The organism is Streptomyces sp. DF42 (assembly GCF_058267695.1).
The window spans coordinates 6,835,019-6,849,844 of the sequence record NZ_CM177859.1 but is presented as its reverse complement, the minus strand read 5'-3'; the positions used below and the strand labels follow the sequence as shown (position 1 = coordinate 6,849,844).

At 70.6% G+C, this 14,826-nt stretch carries 17 protein-coding genes and 2 pseudogenes; 9 read left to right on the top strand and 10 right to left on the bottom strand.

What is annotated here, in order from left to right:
- The first annotated feature begins 117 nt into the window (after window positions 1-117).
- The 3 genes and pseudogenes from rpmB to ACYUED_RS31550 form a co-directional block, all read left to right on the top strand.
- Window positions 118-303 carry a 50S ribosomal protein L28 gene (gene rpmB / locus ACYUED_RS31560; RefSeq protein ID WP_009190838.1) on the top strand — a complete coding sequence of 62 codons (186 nt, stop codon included), beginning with the start codon at window positions 118-120 and terminating at the stop codon, window positions 301-303.
- Window positions 304-414: 111 nt separating this feature from the next.
- Window positions 415-1,683, top strand: a pseudogene (locus ACYUED_RS31555) (AfsR/SARP family transcriptional regulator); the annotation flags it as partial.
- Window positions 1,679-2,035 (top strand): annotated as a pseudogene (locus tag ACYUED_RS31550) (FAD-dependent oxidoreductase); the annotation flags it as partial. The pseudogenes ACYUED_RS31555 and ACYUED_RS31550, both read left to right, overlap by 5 nt.
- On the opposite strand, the gene thiD reads toward ACYUED_RS31550, so the two are convergent.
- Both thiD and ACYUED_RS31540 read right to left on the bottom strand, forming a co-directional pair.
- Window positions 1,998-2,816 carry a bifunctional hydroxymethylpyrimidine kinase/phosphomethylpyrimidine kinase gene (gene thiD / locus ACYUED_RS31545; protein WP_491287569.1) on the bottom strand — a complete coding sequence of 273 codons (819 nt, stop codon included), beginning with the start codon at window positions 2,814-2,816 and terminating at the stop codon, window positions 1,998-2,000. The pseudogene ACYUED_RS31550 and the gene thiD sit on opposite strands and share 38 nt — an antisense overlap.
- Entirely contained in the window at window positions 2,813-3,778 is a 966-nt protein-coding gene (locus tag ACYUED_RS31540; RefSeq protein ID WP_266522089.1) for a thiamine-phosphate kinase, read from the bottom strand. Before ACYUED_RS31540 ends, thiD begins: the two co-directional genes overlap by 4 nt.
- A 206-nt stretch (window positions 3,779-3,984) precedes the next feature.
- Here ACYUED_RS31540 and ACYUED_RS31535 point away from each other — a divergent pair, with 206 nt between their 5' ends.
- Both ACYUED_RS31535 and ACYUED_RS31530 read left to right on the top strand, forming a co-directional pair.
- Window positions 3,985-4,218 (top strand): Lrp/AsnC family transcriptional regulator, encoded by a 234-nt coding sequence (locus ACYUED_RS31535; RefSeq protein WP_003997603.1) that lies wholly within the window; start codon window positions 3,985-3,987, stop codon window positions 4,216-4,218.
- 20 nt (window positions 4,219-4,238) lie between these two features.
- Entirely contained in the window at window positions 4,239-4,733 is a 495-nt protein-coding gene (locus ACYUED_RS31530; RefSeq protein WP_491287561.1) for a DUF3515 domain-containing protein, read from the top strand.
- 297 nt (window positions 4,734-5,030) lie between these two features.
- On the opposite strand, the gene ACYUED_RS31525 is transcribed toward ACYUED_RS31530, so the two are convergent.
- The 3 genes from ACYUED_RS31525 to ACYUED_RS31515 all read right to left on the bottom strand — a co-directional run bounded on the left by ACYUED_RS31525 (window position 5,031) and on the right by ACYUED_RS31515 (window position 8,159).
- Window positions 5,031-6,206 carry a D-alanine--D-alanine ligase family protein gene (locus ACYUED_RS31525; protein WP_491287559.1) on the bottom strand — a complete coding sequence of 392 codons (1,176 nt, stop codon included), beginning with the start codon at window positions 6,204-6,206 and terminating at the stop codon, window positions 5,031-5,033.
- A gap of 157 nt (window positions 6,207-6,363) precedes the next feature.
- On the bottom strand, window positions 6,364-7,374 hold the full coding sequence (locus tag ACYUED_RS31520; protein WP_491287557.1) for an NAD(P)H-dependent glycerol-3-phosphate dehydrogenase: 1,011 nt from the start codon (window positions 7,372-7,374) through the stop codon (window positions 6,364-6,366).
- Window positions 7,371-8,159: a lysophospholipid acyltransferase family protein gene (locus ACYUED_RS31515; RefSeq protein WP_491287555.1), complete on the bottom strand. Its 789-nt coding sequence runs from the start codon at window positions 8,157-8,159 to the stop codon at window positions 7,371-7,373. Before ACYUED_RS31515 ends, ACYUED_RS31520 begins: the two co-directional genes overlap by 4 nt.
- Before the next feature lie 156 nt (window positions 8,160-8,315).
- Between ACYUED_RS31515 and cofC the strand changes: the two genes are divergently transcribed.
- Both cofC and ACYUED_RS31505 read left to right on the top strand, forming a co-directional pair.
- A complete protein-coding gene (cofC, locus tag ACYUED_RS31510) occupies window positions 8,316-8,951 on the top strand; it encodes a 2-phospho-L-lactate guanylyltransferase (protein WP_491287553.1) in 636 nt (211 codons plus the stop codon).
- Window positions 8,952-8,960: 9 nt separating this feature from the next.
- Window positions 8,961-9,164 (top strand): hypothetical protein, encoded by a 204-nt coding sequence (locus ACYUED_RS31505; RefSeq protein WP_491287551.1) that lies wholly within the window; start codon window positions 8,961-8,963, stop codon window positions 9,162-9,164.
- Between the two features lie 84 nt (window positions 9,165-9,248).
- Here the strand turns inward: ACYUED_RS31505 and ACYUED_RS31500 are convergent, their stop codons facing one another.
- From ACYUED_RS31500 to leuC, 4 genes are all read right to left on the bottom strand, one after another.
- Window positions 9,249-9,905, bottom strand: coding sequence for an HU family DNA-binding protein (locus ACYUED_RS31500; protein WP_491287549.1), 657 nt, complete (start codon window positions 9,903-9,905; stop codon window positions 9,249-9,251).
- Between the two features lie 137 nt (window positions 9,906-10,042).
- Entirely contained in the window at window positions 10,043-10,273 is a 231-nt protein-coding gene (locus ACYUED_RS31495) for an SCO5555 family protein (protein WP_491287547.1), read from the bottom strand.
- A gap of 276 nt (window positions 10,274-10,549) precedes the next feature.
- Window positions 10,550-11,143 carry a 3-isopropylmalate dehydratase small subunit gene (gene leuD / locus ACYUED_RS31490; protein ID WP_491287545.1) on the bottom strand — a complete coding sequence of 198 codons (594 nt, stop codon included), beginning with the start codon at window positions 11,141-11,143 and terminating at the stop codon, window positions 10,550-10,552.
- 5 nt (window positions 11,144-11,148) lie between these two features.
- The gene (gene leuC, locus ACYUED_RS31485) at window positions 11,149-12,579 is read right to left on the bottom strand and encodes a 3-isopropylmalate dehydratase large subunit (protein WP_491287543.1); all 1,431 of its coding nucleotides are present in this window, start codon (window positions 12,577-12,579) and stop codon (window positions 11,149-11,151) included.
- A 188-nt stretch (window positions 12,580-12,767) separates the two neighbouring features.
- On the opposite strand from leuC, the gene ndgR reads away from it, so the two are divergent.
- Window positions 12,768-13,484, top strand: a complete 717-nt coding sequence (gene ndgR / locus ACYUED_RS31480; RefSeq protein ID WP_007384919.1) for an IclR family transcriptional regulator NdgR — start codon at window positions 12,768-12,770, stop codon at window positions 13,482-13,484.
- An 86-nt stretch (window positions 13,485-13,570) separates the two neighbouring features.
- Here ndgR and ACYUED_RS31475 read toward each other — a convergent pair whose 3' ends face one another.
- Window positions 13,571-14,089, bottom strand: coding sequence for a DUF4188 domain-containing protein (locus ACYUED_RS31475; RefSeq protein WP_491287536.1), 519 nt, complete (start codon window positions 14,087-14,089; stop codon window positions 13,571-13,573).
- A gap of 84 nt (window positions 14,090-14,173) precedes the next feature.
- Here ACYUED_RS31475 and ACYUED_RS31470 point away from each other — a divergent pair, with 84 nt between their 5' ends.
- A complete protein-coding gene (locus ACYUED_RS31470; protein WP_491287534.1) occupies window positions 14,174-14,818 on the top strand; it encodes a MerR family transcriptional regulator in 645 nt (214 codons plus the stop codon).
- Window positions 14,819-14,826 lie beyond the last annotated feature (8 nt).

Genomic DNA, 14,826 nt, shown 5'->3' with positions numbered 1-14,826 from the left:
CTGATCGGGCCATACCCCTGGCACCGCCACTCAGATCTCAGATCTCTGATCCTGCGATCTTGATCCCGGCATGCCGGGATCCAACCGTAAGTGCATCTGAAGTCTTTGGAGTGACCCGTGGCTGCCAACTGCGACGTCTGCGGCAAGGGGCCGGGCTTCGGCAACAACATCTCGTTTTCGCACCGCCGTACGTCCCGTCGCTGGAACCCGAACATCCAGCGCGTCCGTACCGTGGTCGGCGGGACGCCGAAGCGCGTGAACGCTTGCACCTCGTGCATCAAGGCCGGCAAGGTCTCGCGCTGACGCACAGCTAAGCGCGCGGCCACTGCTGGTTCGCTGCTCAAAGCCGGTCCACCTCGGTGGACCGGCTTTTTGCTGTGCCCGGGCCGCGTGCGTGCTGCAAGAATCGTGCGAATGCGCTTCGGCATCCTGGGCCCCCTGGACGTACGCACCGACGACGGCACCCCACTGGACCCCGGCGGACCCCGCCCCCGCGCTCTGCTCTCCCTGCTGCTCCTCGACGCCGGCCACGCGGTCTCCACCCAGCGCCTCACCGAAGGCCTCTACGGCGCCGAGCCGCCGGCCGGGGCCGCGAACGCCCTCCAGTCGCAGATCTCCCGGCTGCGCAGACGCCTGGCCCCGCACACGGACATCGAGGCGGGCCCCGCCGGCTACCGCGTCGCGGTCCCGCCCGGCTCCCTCGACGCCCACCGTTTCGAGCGCCTGTCGCGGGAGGGGCGGGCCGCTCTCGCCGCCGGTGACCACCCGCGCGCGGCGACCCTGTTCCGGGAGGCGCTCGCCCTGTGGCGCGGCCCGGCCCTGCCCGACCTCCCGGACGCGCGCGCAGAGGCCGCCCGGCTCGACGAGCTCAGACGGGCCGCCGTACAGGACCGGATCGAGGCGGACCTGGCGCTCGGCGGCGGCCCCGAACTCGTGCCGGAGCTGCGGACACTGGTGTCGGCCCACCCGCTGAGCGAGCGGCTGTACGGGCAGCTGATGCGGGCCCTGCACGCGGGCGGCCGGCCCGCCGAGGCGCTCACGGTGTTCGAGGACGCCCGGCGCACACTCGCGGACGAGCTGGGCGCCGACCCCTCGCCTGAACTGTCCGCGCTGCACCTGGAGCTGCTCCGGGGCGGCGAGAGCGAGCGGCACCGTCTTCCGGTCCAGCTGACCCGCTTCGTCGGCCGTGAGAGCGAACTCGCCCGGTTCGCCGCCCTTTTGGCCGACGCCCGCTTGGTCACGCTCACCGGCCCGGGCGGCGCGGGCAAGACACGGCTGGCGATCGAGGCCGCGAGCCGGCACACCGCTGTCTGCTTCGTGGAGCTCGCCCCGCTCACCGACGGCGCCCAGATCCCGTACGCCGTCCTGACGGCACTCGGTGTGCGGAACGGTCTGCGCACGCCCGCGAGCGACGGCACGGGGCGGCTGCTGGCCGCCCTGGAGGATCGCGCGCTGCTGCTCGTGCTCGACAACTGCGAGCACCTGGTGGAGGAGGCCGCCCGGATCGCCGCGCTGCTGCTCGGCGCCTGCCCCGGCGTGCGGGTTCTCGCCACCAGCCGCGAGTCCCTCGGGATCACCGGCGAGGTGCTGGTCCCCGTGCCGCCGCTGCCACCGGAACCGGCGGTGCGGCTCTTCGTCGACCGTGCCCGGGCCGTCCACCCGGGCTTCGAGACCCACGCGCGTGGTGCTGCTCGGTGACGCCGGGTACGGGGCCACCATGGGCGGTATGGGGACGGGCGTGGCGATCGTCGGCGCGTATGTCCTCGCCGGTGAACTCGCCCTCGCGGGCGGCGACTTCCGTACCGCCTTCGCCGAGTACGAGACCCGGATCCGGGACTTCGCCAAGGGCTGCCAGAAGATCTCCGGGAACGCGGGCCCGTTCTTCGCCCCCGCGACCGAGCGGCGCATCCGCAACCGGGACCGCATGTACCGGGTCCTCGGCTCCCGCCCCCTGGCCCGCTTCTTCAAGAAGCTCACCGAGAAGGCGGCGACCGACATCAGGCTGAGGGAGTACCCGGCCCTGTCCGGGGCCTGAGTGCCCACCCGTGATCCACGGGCCCGATCCCACCGCCGAGTGCGAACCCGGCCGAGATCGCCCCGGTGACGTACTCCTTGGCCGCCGCGACCGCCTGCGGCACGGACTGCCCCTTCGCGAGCTGCGACGCGATCGCGGACGCGAGGGTGCATCCCGTGCCGTGCGTGTGCCGGTTGTCGTGCCGGGGGGCGCGCAGCCAGTGCTCCTCGGAGCCGTCGGTGAGCAGGTCCACGGCCTCACCGGGGAGATGGCCGCCCTTGATGAGCACCCATGTCGGCCCGAACGACAGGACGGCGTCCGCCGCCTCGCGCAGGTCCGACTCCGACCCGACCCGCACACCGGCGAGTTGGGCCACCTCGTCGAGGTTCGGCGTCGCGACGGTCGCGAGGGGGAGAAGCCTGTGCCGTACGGAATCCAGCGCCGAGGCGGCCAGCAGCGAGTCGCCGTGCTTCGAGACGCCCACCGGGTCGACGACCGCCGGAGCGCCCGTGTCCCCGATCAACTCGGCCACGGCCTCGACGAGTTCGGCCGAGGCGAGCATTCCGGTCTTCACGGCCTGTACGCCGATGTCGTCCACGACGCTCCGGTACTGGGCCCGCACGGCCTCCACGGGCAGCTCCCAAGCCCCCTGCACGCCGAGCGAGTTCTGGGCGGTGACCGCCGTGACGACACTCATGCCGTGTACGCCGAGCGCGAGCATCGTCTTCAGGTCGGCCTGGATTCCGGCCCCTCCGCCGGAGTCGGAGCCGGCCACCGTGAGGACCCTCGGCGGGGCGGTCATGACTCGATGTCCCCGAAGTGGTCCCAGCCGCCCTTGCTGGTCCACGGCGCTCCGTCGACCGTCACCTGGGGCAGCGCCGAGGGGTTGAGCACCTCGCCGATCACCTTCCAGCGGGCCGGCAGCTTCACGTCCGGCGGGAAGGTCGCCACGATCGCGTGGTCCTCTCCCCCGGTGAGCACCCACTGCATGGGGTCGACGCCGACGGCCTGCCCGATGTCGTTCATCTGGGACGGGATGTCGATCGCCCCGGAGCGGATGTCGATACGGACCTTGCTGGCCTCGGCGATGTGCCCGAGGTCGGCGATCAGGCCGTCGCTGACGTCGCACATCGCGGTGGCGCCGAGTCCCGCGGCGGCCGGGCCCGCGTGATACGGCGGCTCGGGACGCCGGTGCGCCTCCACGAACGCGCGCGGCGAGCGGAAGCCCCGGGAGAGCACCGCGTAACCGGCGGCGGACCAGCCCAGCCAGCCGGTGACGGCGACCAGGTCGCCGGGCTGGGCGCCGCCCCGGGTGATGGGCTCCTGGTTGCGCAGATCACCGAGCGCGGTGATCGACACCATGATCGTGTCGCCCCGTACGACATCCCCGCCGACCACCGACGCGCCCGCCACCTGGCACTCGTCGCGCAGCCCGTCCATCAGCTCGCTCGCCCAGGTCACCGGGAGTTCGGCCGGTACGACCAGGCCCAGCAGCAGCGCGGTCGGCACGGCGCCCATGGCGGCGATGTCCGCGAGGTTCTGCGCGGCCGCCTTGCGCCCGACGTCGTAGGCGGTGGACCAGTCGCGGCGGAAGTGCCGTCCCTCCAGCAGGATGTCGGTGCTGGCCACGACCCTGCGGTCGGGCGCGGCAACCACCGCGGCGTCGTCGCCGGGGCCCACCCGGACCGCCGGGGTGGTCGTGAGACGGGAGGTGAGCTCCCTGATGAGCCCGAACTCCCCGAGCTCACCAACAGTGCCCTTCATTGCCCTTGCTCCCCTTCTGTCCCTTGCTGTGCCCGGTCGCGCGTCACCAGTGTCCTCGCTACGGTCGAGGTGACCGTCAACTTCTGTCGTGCCCGCACCCGGCCGCGGCGTCCCGGGCCCGCGCAGGTCTCCCCGCGGCCGGTGACGACGCGATACCGTGGCGTTCCTTTTCCCCACATGATCCTCGTGGCCGCCCTGGAGGTTCCGTGGTACAGGCGTACATCCTGATCCAGACGGAGGTTGGCAAAGCGTCGACCGTCGCCGAGACGATCAGCAAGATTCCTGGAGTCATCCAGGCCGAGGACGTGACAGGACCTTATGACGTGATCGTGCGGGCCCAGGCCGACACCGTGGACGACCTCGGCCGCATGGTGGTCGCCAAAGTCCAGCAGGTGGACGGCATCACCCGTACTTTGACCTGCCCGGTCGTCCATCTGTAGCCCCCGTCTACCCTTGGCCGGTGAACTCCTTCCGTCACCGGCACCGAACTGTTTTCGGGCTGCCCGCTCTGGCCGCGATGCTGATCACGGCCACGGGCTGCTCCTCAGCAGACGACAGCGCCCGGACCTCGGTTCCCGGTCCGGGCGCGAAGGTCACCAAGCTGTGCCAGAACCTGGACAAGATGCTGCCGTCCAAGGTCGACGGTCAGGACCGCAGGGATCCCGAACCGGCCTCCGCGCTGACCGCGGGCTGGGGCGACCCGGCGATCATACTGCGCTGCGGTGTCGAGCGGCCCGCGCAGATGAACGACCCCGAAGCCGACGGGGTCGAGGTCGACGGCGTCGGCTGGCTGCTGCAGAAGCAGGACGACGGTTCGTTCCGCTTCACCACGACACTGCGCACGGCGTACGTGGAGGTCACCATCCCGAAGGACCGCACGGGAGACGGCATGGCACCACTGGTCGACCTGGCGCCCTCGACGAAGAAGGCGATCCCCGAAGGGATCGCCGACTAGCTTGATCTCCGGTCTCGCCGCTGTGCCTTGCGGACATGCTCGGTGAGGGCAAGGGGCTGGCCTGCGGTTTCTGAGCCGGACGGGCTTCCGCCAGACCGGTTTCGTCTCGCGGTCGCCGGGCGGACGCTCGACCTTCGGCGAGGCCCACAAGGTCCTCGGCCTGCGGTACCGGATCAGCCAGGAGCCGGCAGGCCGGTGCACCTTGGGCGCGAAGCAGGCCTCCCGGAAGGGGTGTTCGGGCCCGTCGTGCGAGAAGGGCGACGGCCTCCTCGCGACGACGTCCGCACAGCTGCCGCGTCAGCGAAGTCCCGTGGACCTGCGCAACGCCGCCTGGATGAGCCGTTCCACCAGTTCCGGATAGCTGATCCCGCTCGCCTGCCACATCTGCGGGTACATCGAGATCGGCGTCATGCCGGGCATCGTGTTGATCTCGTTGATCACGAACTCGCCGTCCTCCGTGAGGAAGAAGTCCGCGCGCACCAGGCCCTCGCAGGACGCGGCCTCGAAGGCGTCCACCGCCAGCCGCTGCACCTCGGCGGTCTCCTGCGGCGTCAGCCTCGCCGGCACGATCCCCGGGGTCGAGTCGATGTACTTGGCCTCGAAGTCGTAGTACGCGTGCGCGTCCGGCGGCGGGATCTCCGAGGGCACGCTCGCCCGCGGGCCGTCCTCGAACTCCAGCACCCCGCACTCGATCTCGCGGCCGCGCAGTGCGGCCTCCACCAGGATCTTCGGGTCGTGCCGCCGAGCCTCGGCGATCGCCTCGTCGAGTCCGGAGAGGTCGTCGACCTTGGTGATGCCGATCGACGAGCCCGCACGCGCGGGCTTCACGAAGAGCGGCCAGCCGTGCTCGCCGGCGAAGTCCACGATCTTCTTGCGGGCGGCCGCACCCCTGTCCCCGTCCGGGGCGGACTGCTCCCACTCGCGCGGGCGGATCACCACGTACGGGCCCACCTTGAGCCCGAAGGAGGTGAACACCCGCTTCATGTAGTCCTTGTCCTGGCCGACGGCCGAGGCGAGCACGCCCGAACCGACGTACGGGACGCCGGAGAGCTCCAGCAGCCCCTGCAGGGTGCCGTCCTCGCCGTACGGGCCGTGCAGGACGGGGAAGACGACGTCGACCTCGCCGAGCGCCTTGGGCACCGATCCGGGCTCGCTGTAGACGACTTCGCGGTTGCCGGGGTCGACGGGGAGCACCACGCCGCCCTCGCTCGACTCGGCGAGCTCCTCGACGTCGGGCGTACGGCGCTCGGTGATCGCCATGCGTTCCGGTTCGTCGGCGGTGAGGGCCCAGCGGCCGTCCCGGGTGATGCCGATCGGCAGGACGTCGTACTTGGTCCGGTCGACGGCCCGCAGAACGGCACCGGCGGTGACCACGGAGATCCCGTGTTCGGAACTGCGTCCGCCGAACACGACGGCCACACGCGGTTTGCGAGGCGGCTGCTCAGGGCTCTGGGGGAGGTTCTCGGTGCTCATATCGCGTTGAGAGTACCCGGTGGTAGGGCCTTGAGTCAGCGTCCGTTGACGGGCGGCGGTTCGGACAGCGCCCTGGAGAGGCGCCGCGAACGGCGTGACAGGCCGCGACGGCGCCGCAGCCGCCCGACGGCACACTGCGGCACCCCCGGCGGAGCACTCAGCGTCGTTCGGGCTTCGCGCTGCGCGACATCAGCTCCTTGAGGGCGACCACGGGAGGCTTCCCCTCGTGCACGATGTCCACGACCGTCTCGGTGATCGGCATGTCCACGCCGTGCCGGCGGGCCAGATCCGCCACCGACTCACAGGACTTGACGCCCTCGGCGGTCTGCCTGGTGACCGCGATGGTCTCCTGCAGGGTCATGCCCTTGCCGAGGTTGGTGCCGAAGGTGTGGTTGCGCGACAGCGGCGAGGAGCAGGTCGCCACCAGGTCGCCCAGGCCCGCGAGTCCGGAGAAGGTCAGCGGGTCGGCGCCCAGCGCGACACCGAGCCGGGTGGTCTCGGCCAGTCCGCGCGTGATGAGCGAGCCCTTGGCGTTGTCGCCGAGGCCCATGCCGTCCGCGATGCCGACGGCGAGCCCGATGACGTTCTTCACGGCACCGCCCAGCTCGCAGCCGACCACGTCCGTGTTGGTGTACGGCCGGAAGTACGGCGTGTGGCAGGCGGCCTGGAGCCGCTGGGCGACCGCCTCGTCGGTGCAGGCGACCACGGCGGCAGCCGGCATCCGGGCGGCGATCTCACGCGCCAGGTTGGGCCCGGTGACGACGGCGATCCGGTCCGCGCCGATCTTGGCGACGTCCTCGATCACCTCGCTCATCCGCATGGCGGAGCCGAGCTCGATGCCCTTCATGAGGGAGACGAGGATCGAGTCGGGCGCGAGCAGCGGCGCCCATTCGGCGAGGTTGCCGCGCAGTGTCTGCGAGGGGATCGCGAGGACGGCGAAGTCGGCGCCGCGCGCGGCCTCGGCGGCGTCCGTGGTCGCCCGTACGCTGTCCGGGAGTTCGACGCCGGGAAGGTAGTCGGGGTTCGTACGCGTGGAGTTGACCGCGTCCGCGAGTTCGGCGCGGCGCCCCCACAGGGTGACCTCGCACCCCGCGTCGGCGAGCACCATGGCGAACGCGGTGCCCCACGAACCGGTGCCGAAGACGGCCGCCTTGACGGGCTTGCTCACGTACCCTGCCCCTCTTCCTGCTCGGCCTTCTCCTGGACCTGTGTCTGCGCCTGCGCCTGCGTCCTGCGCCGCTGCTCGATCCGCTCACGGCGCGGGTCGTAGGGCGTCTCGGGCGCCTTCTCGCCGCGGATCTCCTCCAGCTGGCGGGTGACGGCAGCCATGATGACCGCGGTCGCCTCCTTCAGGAGGTCCGGAGTCATCTCCTGGTCGTAGAAGCGCGAGAGGTCGACGGGCGGGCCGGCGAGCACGTGATGGGTCTTGCGCGGGCGGAGGTTGGGCTTCCTCGCGTAGGGCGGCAGCAGTTCGTTGGCGCCCCACTGCGCGACCGGAATCACCGGGCACTTGGTGGTCAGCGCGACGCGCGCGGCTCCCGTCTTGCCGACCATGGGCCACTGTTCGGGATCCCGGGTGATGGTGCCCTCTGGGTAGAACGCGACGCATTCACCGCGCTCCACGGCGCCGATCGCGGCCCGGAAGGCACTGAGTGCGTCCGTGGTCTCGCGGTAGACGGGGATCTGTCCGGTACCGCGCATCGCGGCGCCGACGAATCCCTTCCTGAAAAGGCCGCTCTTCGCCAGAAATCGCGGAACCCGCCCGGTGTTGTACTGATAGTGCGCATACGCGAAGGGATCCACGTGGGAATTGTGGTTCACCGCGGTAATAAATCCGCCGTCGGCCGGAATGTTCTCCATTCCGCGCCAGTCCCGCTTGATCAGAACCACCAGTGGCGGTTTGCAGAGGACCGCTGCGAAGCGGTACCAGAAGCCGATTCTGCGGCGGGGCACGCGGACACCTTCCTCTAGGGCCTCGGGGGGCCGCACAAGTGTCGCCCCAGGCCGCCGGTCTGTCGAGAACACCGTACGCCCCGGCGCCGCCACCGCCGGATGGCCCAGGTGACGGCTGAGTGACAATGGCCGCGAGAAGAGAGGGACGGAACACCGGTGCAGTGGACCTTGGTCATACCCCTGAAAGCCCTGGCGCGGGCCAAGAGCAGACTCTCGGACACCGCCGCCGACGGGCTGCGCCCCGGCCTCGCCCTCGCGTTCGCCCAGGACACCGTGGCGGCGGCCCTGGCCTGCCCGGCTGTCAGGGATGTGGCGGTCGTCACCGACGACGCCCTCGCAGGCCGTGAGCTGGCCGCGCTGGGCGCCCGGATCGTCTCCGACGAACCCCGCGGCGGCCTCAACGCGGCTCTGGCGCACGGCGTCGCCGCGGTACGCACAGCACGCCCCGAAAGTCCCGTCGCGGCCCTGAACGCCGACCTTCCGGCGCTACGCCCCCCGGAATTGCTCCGGGTCCTGGACGCGGCCGCGGAATTCCCCCGAGCTTTTCTCGCCGACGCGGCCGCGATCGGGACGACCTTGCTGGCCGCAACTCCCGCCCAGGAATTGCTCCCGGCGTTCGGCCCCGACTCCCGGGCCCGCCACCGTGCGTCCGGCGCCCGGGAACTGGCCCTCGACGCGGTGGATTCCGTACGCCGGGACGTGGACACCGGCGACGACCTGCGCGCCGCGCTGGCTCTCGGGGTGGGGCCCAGGACGGCGGCGGCAGCCCAGTTGCTGATCCCCGGGCAGTAGGCTGCGGCCATGCAGGCGACCGCATACACGTACGACGCCGGGACGCGCAGCGGCAGTGTGCTGCTCGACGACGGCACCCCCCTCCCCTTCGAGGCCGACGCGTTCGACGCGGGCGGCCTGAGGCTGCTGCGGCCCGGGCAGCGGGTGCGTATCGAGGTCGAGGGCGCCAAGGACAGCCCCCGGATCACGCTCGTGACGCTGCAGACCTTCTGAGGGCCGTTCCGGACCTCCCGCGGCAACGCCGCGGGCCGGACTCCGATGCGGAGTCCGGCCCGGCGCGTGAGTGCCCCTGTGCCCCTACCTCTTGCGGGCCGTGGCCTTCTTGGCGGTGGTGGTGCGGGCCGCGGACTTCTTGGCGGGGGCCTTCTTGGCCGTCGCCTTCTTCGCCGGGGCCTTCTTGGCCGTCGCCTTCTTGGCGGTGGTCTTCTTCGCCGCGGAGGTCTTGGCGGCACCCGTGGCCTTCTTGGCCGTCGTCTTCTTCGCGGTCGTCTTCTTGGCGGTGGCCGTGGTCTTCTTGGCCGTCGTCTTCTTCGCCGTGGTCTTCTTCACGGCGGCGGTCGCCCTCTTGGCGGTCGTCGTCTTCTTCGCCGCGGCCTTCTTGACGGTCGCGGAAGCTCCGCCGGTCAGGCTGCCCTTGGGCGCCTTCTTGACGGCGACCTCGCCGCCGCGCGGGAGCTTCTTCGAGCCGCTCACCAGGTCCTTGAAACCCTGGCCCGCGCGGAAGCGCGGAACGGAGGTCTTCTTGACCCGAACCCGCTCGCCCGTCTGGGGGTTGCGGGCGTAGCGGGCCGGACGGTCGACCTTCTCGAACGAACCGAAGCCGGTGACCGAAACCCGGTCTCCCGCGACGGTCGCGCGGACGATGGCGTCCAGGACCGCGTCGACAGCCTCGGCGGCCTGCTGACGGCCACCGACCTTGTCGGCAATCGCTTCTACGAGCTGCGCCTTGTTCACGTCTTCCCCTTCGGAGACATTGCCAGAACGAAAGTGTTCAAGCTTTTTCGCACGTTAGGCAGATATATACCGCAAATCAAACACGAAACGGGCTAATCACCCGTGCGCCGCAACGAACTCGGCTGCCCCGGACGTGTTCAGCGGTCCTCTTCGGGGAATCGCCCCTCCTCGAGGTCCGCGGTGAACGCCTCCAGACGCCTTGCCGCGTCGGCGAGATCGTGCTTGGCCGCGGCCGTAATGACCAGCAGCTTCCGGGTCAGCGCCATCCGTACGCCCTCCGGGACTTGCAGTGCGCGCACCGTTGCATGCGCTTCCTTCAGTTGGTCCGCGACTGCCGCATAGAGCTGGAGTTGGCCGTCGTGTTCCATGCACAGATTGTGCCATCTGGGGCGAGTTGTCGCCTGCGGGGGTCGCAACTGATGCCTCAAACGGCCTTCCGGACTCCGGCGGAAGTCGCGCCTACAGGACCCGGCTACCCCGGCAACAACCGCCCTAACGTGGGAAGTTGGGGACAACGGCGCCGGCCCCCGAAGCTGCTCGGACCCAGACGCAGCTGTACCCCCGATCGGGCTGATCGGGGGTACAGAGGGGGTTCTTCGGTGGCCGAAACCCGTCGCGTTCCGGCTCTCCTGGTCCGGTCCGGGTCAGACCTTCAGCGTCCGCGGCTTGTACGAGGGCCGCTTGGCCTCGTACGTCGCGATGTCCGCCTCGTTCTGGAGGGTGATGGAGATGTCGTCCAGCCCGTTCAGCAGCCGCCAGCGGGAGTTCTCGTCCAGCTCGAAGGAGGCGGTGATGCCCTCGGCGCGCACCTCGCGGGCCTCGAGGTCGACGGTGATCTCGGCCTGCGGGTCCTTCTCGGTGATCTCCTGCAGCGCGTCCACGATCTTCTGGTCCAGGACCACCGTGAGCAGGCCGTTCTTCAGCGAGTTGCCGCGGAAGATGTCGGCGAAGCGGGAGGAGATCACGGTCTTGAAGCCGTAGTTCTGCAGCGCCCAGACGGCGTGCTCACGGGAGGAGCCGGTGCCGAAGTCGGGGCCGGCCACCAAAACCGTGGCGCCCTGCCGCTCGGGGCGGTTGAGGATGAAGTTCTCGTCCTTGCGCCAGGCCTCGAACAGACCGTCCTCGAACCCGTCCCGCGTGACCTTCTTGAGCCAGTGAGCAGGGATGATCTGGTCGGTGTCGACGTTGGAGCGGCGCAGCGGGACGGCCCGGCCGGTGTGCGTGGTGAATGCTTCCATGTCTCTCAGACTCCAGCGGGCGTACGGGTCTCGGCGTCGGACAGGTCGGCCGGGGAGGCCAGGTGGCCCAGGACCGCCGTCGCGGCGGCGACCTGCGGCGAGACCAGGTGCGTACGGCCGCCCTTGCCCTGCCTGCCCTCGAAGTTGCGGTTGGAGGTGGACGCGGAGCGCTCACCGGGGGCCAGCTGGTCCGGGTTCATGCCCAGGCACATCGAGCAGCCCGCGTGCCGCCATTCGGCGCCGGCCTCCTTGAAGACGACGTCCAGGCCCTCGGAGACGGCCTGCAGACCCACCCGCGCGGAGCCGGGGACGACCAGCATCCGTACGCCGTCGGCGACTTTGCGGCCCTTCACGAGCTCGGCGGCGGCGCGCAGGTCCTCGATACGGCCGTTGGTGCACGAACCTACGAAGACGGTGTCCACCTTGATGGAGCGCAGCGCCTGTCCGGCCTCCAACCCCATGTATTCCAGGGCCTTTTCGGCGGCGTGGCGCTCCGAAGCGTCTTCGTACGAAGCAGGGTCGGGGACGTCCGCCGAAAGCGGCGCGCCCTGACCGGGGTTGGTGCCCCAGGTGACGAAAGGCGAGAGCGACGCGGCGTCGATGACGACCTCGGCGTCGAACTCGGCGCCCTCGTCCGTCCTCAGCGTCTTCCAGTACTCGACCGCGGCGTCCCAGTCCTCGCCCTCAGGGGCGTGGGCACGGCCCTTGATGTACGCGAAGGTCGTCTCGTCGGGGGCGATCATGCCCGCGCGGGCGCCGGCCTCGATCGACATGTTGCAGATGGTCATCCGGGCCTCCATCGAGAGCTTCTCGATGGCGGAGCCGCGGTATTCCAGGATGTAGCCCTGGCCGCCGCCCGTACCGATCTTGGCGATGATCGCCAGGATCAGGTCCTTGGCCGTGACGCCCTCGGGCAGCTCGCCGTCGACCGTGATCGCCATGGTCTTGGGGCGGGCCAGCGGCAGCGTCTGGGTGGCCAGCACGTGCTCGACCTGCGAGGTGCCGATGCCGAACGCCAGCGCGCCGAAGGCGCCGTGCGTGGAGGTGTGGGAGTCACCGCACACGACCGTCGTACCGGGCTGGGTCAGACCCAGCTGCGGGCCCACGACGTGCACGACGCCCTGCTCGACATCGCCGAGCGAGTGCAGGCGCACACCGAACTCGGCGGCGTTCTTGCGCAGCGTCTCCAGCTGGACCCGGGAGACCGGGTCCGCGATCGGCTTGTCGATGTCGAGGGTCGGGGTGTTGTGGTCCTCGGTCGCGATGGTGAGGTCGAGACGGCGCACCGGGCGACCGCTCTTGCGCAGACCGTCGAAGGCCTGCGGGCTGGTCACCTCGTGCAGGAGGTGCAGATCGATGAAGAGGAGGTCGGGCTCGCCCTCGGCGCGCCGGACGACGTGGTCGTCCCAGACCTTCTCCGCGAGTGTCCTACCCATCGCTTTCCCTCCGGCCGGCAAACGTCCACCGGCCCAACTAGAGATCTTGAGGAGACGGCACCCGGCCCCTGTTCACGGGCATCCGTCATCCGGCCCGTTCGGTCTGCGGGCCGCCGTGCATACAAGGGTTGCGCGTCTCACGGAAAAAGGAACTTGCGTTTCACAGAGTGAGACGTGAGTATCGTTTCATGGACAACAGCAGCGGCGTGGGCGTTCTGGACAAGGCAGCCCTTGTCCTCAGCGCCCTGGAGTCCGGGCCGGCCACCCTCGCGGGACTGGTGGCGGCCACCGGACTGGCACGACCCACGGCCCACAGACTGGCCGTGGCCCTGGAGCACCACCGTATGGTGGCACGTGACATGCAGGGCCGTTTCATCCTCGGCCCCCGGCTGGCGGAGCTGGCCGCGGCGGCGGGCGAGGACCGCCTCCTCGCGACCGCGGGCCCGGTGCTGACCCACCTCCGGGACATCACGGGCGAGAGCGCGCAGCTCTACCGCCGCCAGGGCGACATGCGCATCTGCGTCGCCGCGGCGGAGCGCCTGTCCGGCCTTCGGGACACCGTCCCGGTCGGTTCGACGCTCACGATGAAGGCCGGTTCCTCGGCGCAGATCCTGATGGCCTGGGAAGAGCCGGAGCGCCTGCACCGGGGCCTGCAGGGCGCCCGCTTCACCGCCACCGCACTCTCGGGCGTACGACGCCGCGGCTGGGCCCAGTCCATCGGCGAGCGGGAGCCGGGTGTCGCCTCCGTCTCCGCGCCCGTCCGGGGCCCCTCCAACCGCGTGGTGGCCGCCGTCTCGGTCTCCGGCCCCATCGAGCGCCTGACGCGCCACCCGGGCCGCATGCACGCCCAGGCTGTCATCGACGCCGCCGCGCGCCTCTCCGAGGCCCTGCGCCGCACCGGCTGACCGGCGCCAAAACCCTTCGGGCACATCCGAGGAGGGCCCGCCCCAACGCCGCGGCAGACCCTCCCCGATCCCCCGATCCCCCCTGGTCAGCCAGCCTTCCGGCCCGCCCCCGCCGACCGGTGCGCGAACCGGTCCCGGGCATACCGCCCGCGCTTCTCCACCGGCACCTGCCCGTGCGCGCCCGCGAGACCGACGGCCGGCATGTCGAAGTAGATCGACTCGTACGACCCCTCGGGCACCACGTACGCCTCGTGCCACAGCCCCACGTGCCCGCGCACCTTCCCCGCCCGCTCCTTGCGGTTGACGATTCCCCACGCGCGGTGGTGGAACATGTCCGGTGAGGCGGCGTACGCGTAGAGCTTCTCCTTGCTCTCCCAGTACTGGACGACGTAGTACGTCCGCGGCGAGGCCGTCAGCACGACGCGCCCCAGCAGCCCCCGGTCAGCGTCCCGCGCAAGCTCCCCAAGCATGCGGAACATCGACAGCATGACCGGCAGCCACTGGTGCACCGCCCAGAAGTGGTTGACCCGCATCCCGATGAGCAGGACCACCACATCGCCTTCGGCATCCGCGGTCGTACGGCCAGGCACCGGTTTCGCGAACATGGCGACCCCTCCCCCGTATGGGATAGCGGCACTATCCTCCTGCGGTGCTTGGATAGTGGCACTTCCCAAGGAGAGGCGCAAGAGATGCGGCTGGCCGAGCTCAGCGAGCGCAGTGGGGTGTCCACCGCGACGATCAAGTACTACCTGCGTGAAGGGCTGTTGGCGCCCGGCCGGCAGATCAACGCGAGGACCGCCGAGTACGACGGGGAGCACCTGCGCCGGCTTCGACTGGTGCGGGCGATGATCCAGGTGGGCGGGGTACCGGTGGCGAAGGTGCGCGAGGTGCTCGGGCACGTGGACGACGACTCCCTGGGCCGGGCGATCCGCCTCGGCGCGGCCCTGTGGGCCCTGCCGCAGGTGCCGGAGCCGGACGAGGACGACGAGTACGTCCGGTCCGCACACGAGGAGGTCAGCACCCTCCTGGACCGGCTCGGCTGGGTGAACGCCAAGCGGCTCACGACCATCTCCCCCGCATACCGCTCACTGGTGGTGGCGGTGGCCGCCTTCCGCAGACTCGGCTACGAATGGGGCGCCGAACTCCTCATGTCGTACGGGACGTTGATGCACGAGACCGCGAAACTCGACCTGGACTTCGTGGAGACACATCCGTCCGAGGCGGAGAAGGTGGAGACGGCCGTACTCGGTGCCGTGCTGACGGAGCCGATGCTGCAGGCACTGCGGCGGCTGGCCCAGGAGGAGGAGACGACGCGGCGGTACGGCTTCGGGTAGCCGCCGCC

Excerpts from the sequence above, each read along its gene's own strand:
- thiD (WP_491287569.1), bottom strand. The coding sequence starts at position 2,816 with ATGACCGCCCCGCCGAGGGTCCTCACGGTGGCCGGCTCCGACTCCGGC.
- ACYUED_RS31540 (WP_266522089.1), bottom strand. The coding sequence starts at position 3,778 with ATGAAGGGCACTGTTGGTGAGCTCGGGGAGTTCGGGCTCATCAGGGAG.
- ACYUED_RS31525 (WP_491287559.1), bottom strand. The coding sequence starts at position 6,206 with ATGAGCACCGAGAACCTCCCCCAGAGCCCTGAGCAGCCGCCTCGCAAA.
- ACYUED_RS31505 (WP_491287551.1), top strand. The coding sequence starts at position 8,961 with ATGCAGGCGACCGCATACACGTACGACGCCGGGACGCGCAGCGGCAGT.
- ACYUED_RS31495 (WP_491287547.1), bottom strand. The coding sequence starts at position 10,273 with ATGGAACACGACGGCCAACTCCAGCTCTATGCGGCAGTCGCGGACCAA.
- leuD (WP_491287545.1), bottom strand. The coding sequence starts at position 11,143 with ATGGAAGCATTCACCACGCACACCGGCCGGGCCGTCCCGCTGCGCCGC.
- leuC (WP_491287543.1), bottom strand. The coding sequence starts at position 12,579 with ATGGGTAGGACACTCGCGGAGAAGGTCTGGGACGACCACGTCGTCCGG.
- ndgR (WP_007384919.1), top strand. The coding sequence starts at position 12,768 with ATGGACAACAGCAGCGGCGTGGGCGTTCTGGACAAGGCAGCCCTTGTC.
- ACYUED_RS31475 (WP_491287536.1), bottom strand. The coding sequence starts at position 14,089 with ATGTTCGCGAAACCGGTGCCTGGCCGTACGACCGCGGATGCCGAAGGC.
- ACYUED_RS31470 (WP_491287534.1), top strand. The coding sequence starts at position 14,174 with ATGCGGCTGGCCGAGCTCAGCGAGCGCAGTGGGGTGTCCACCGCGACG.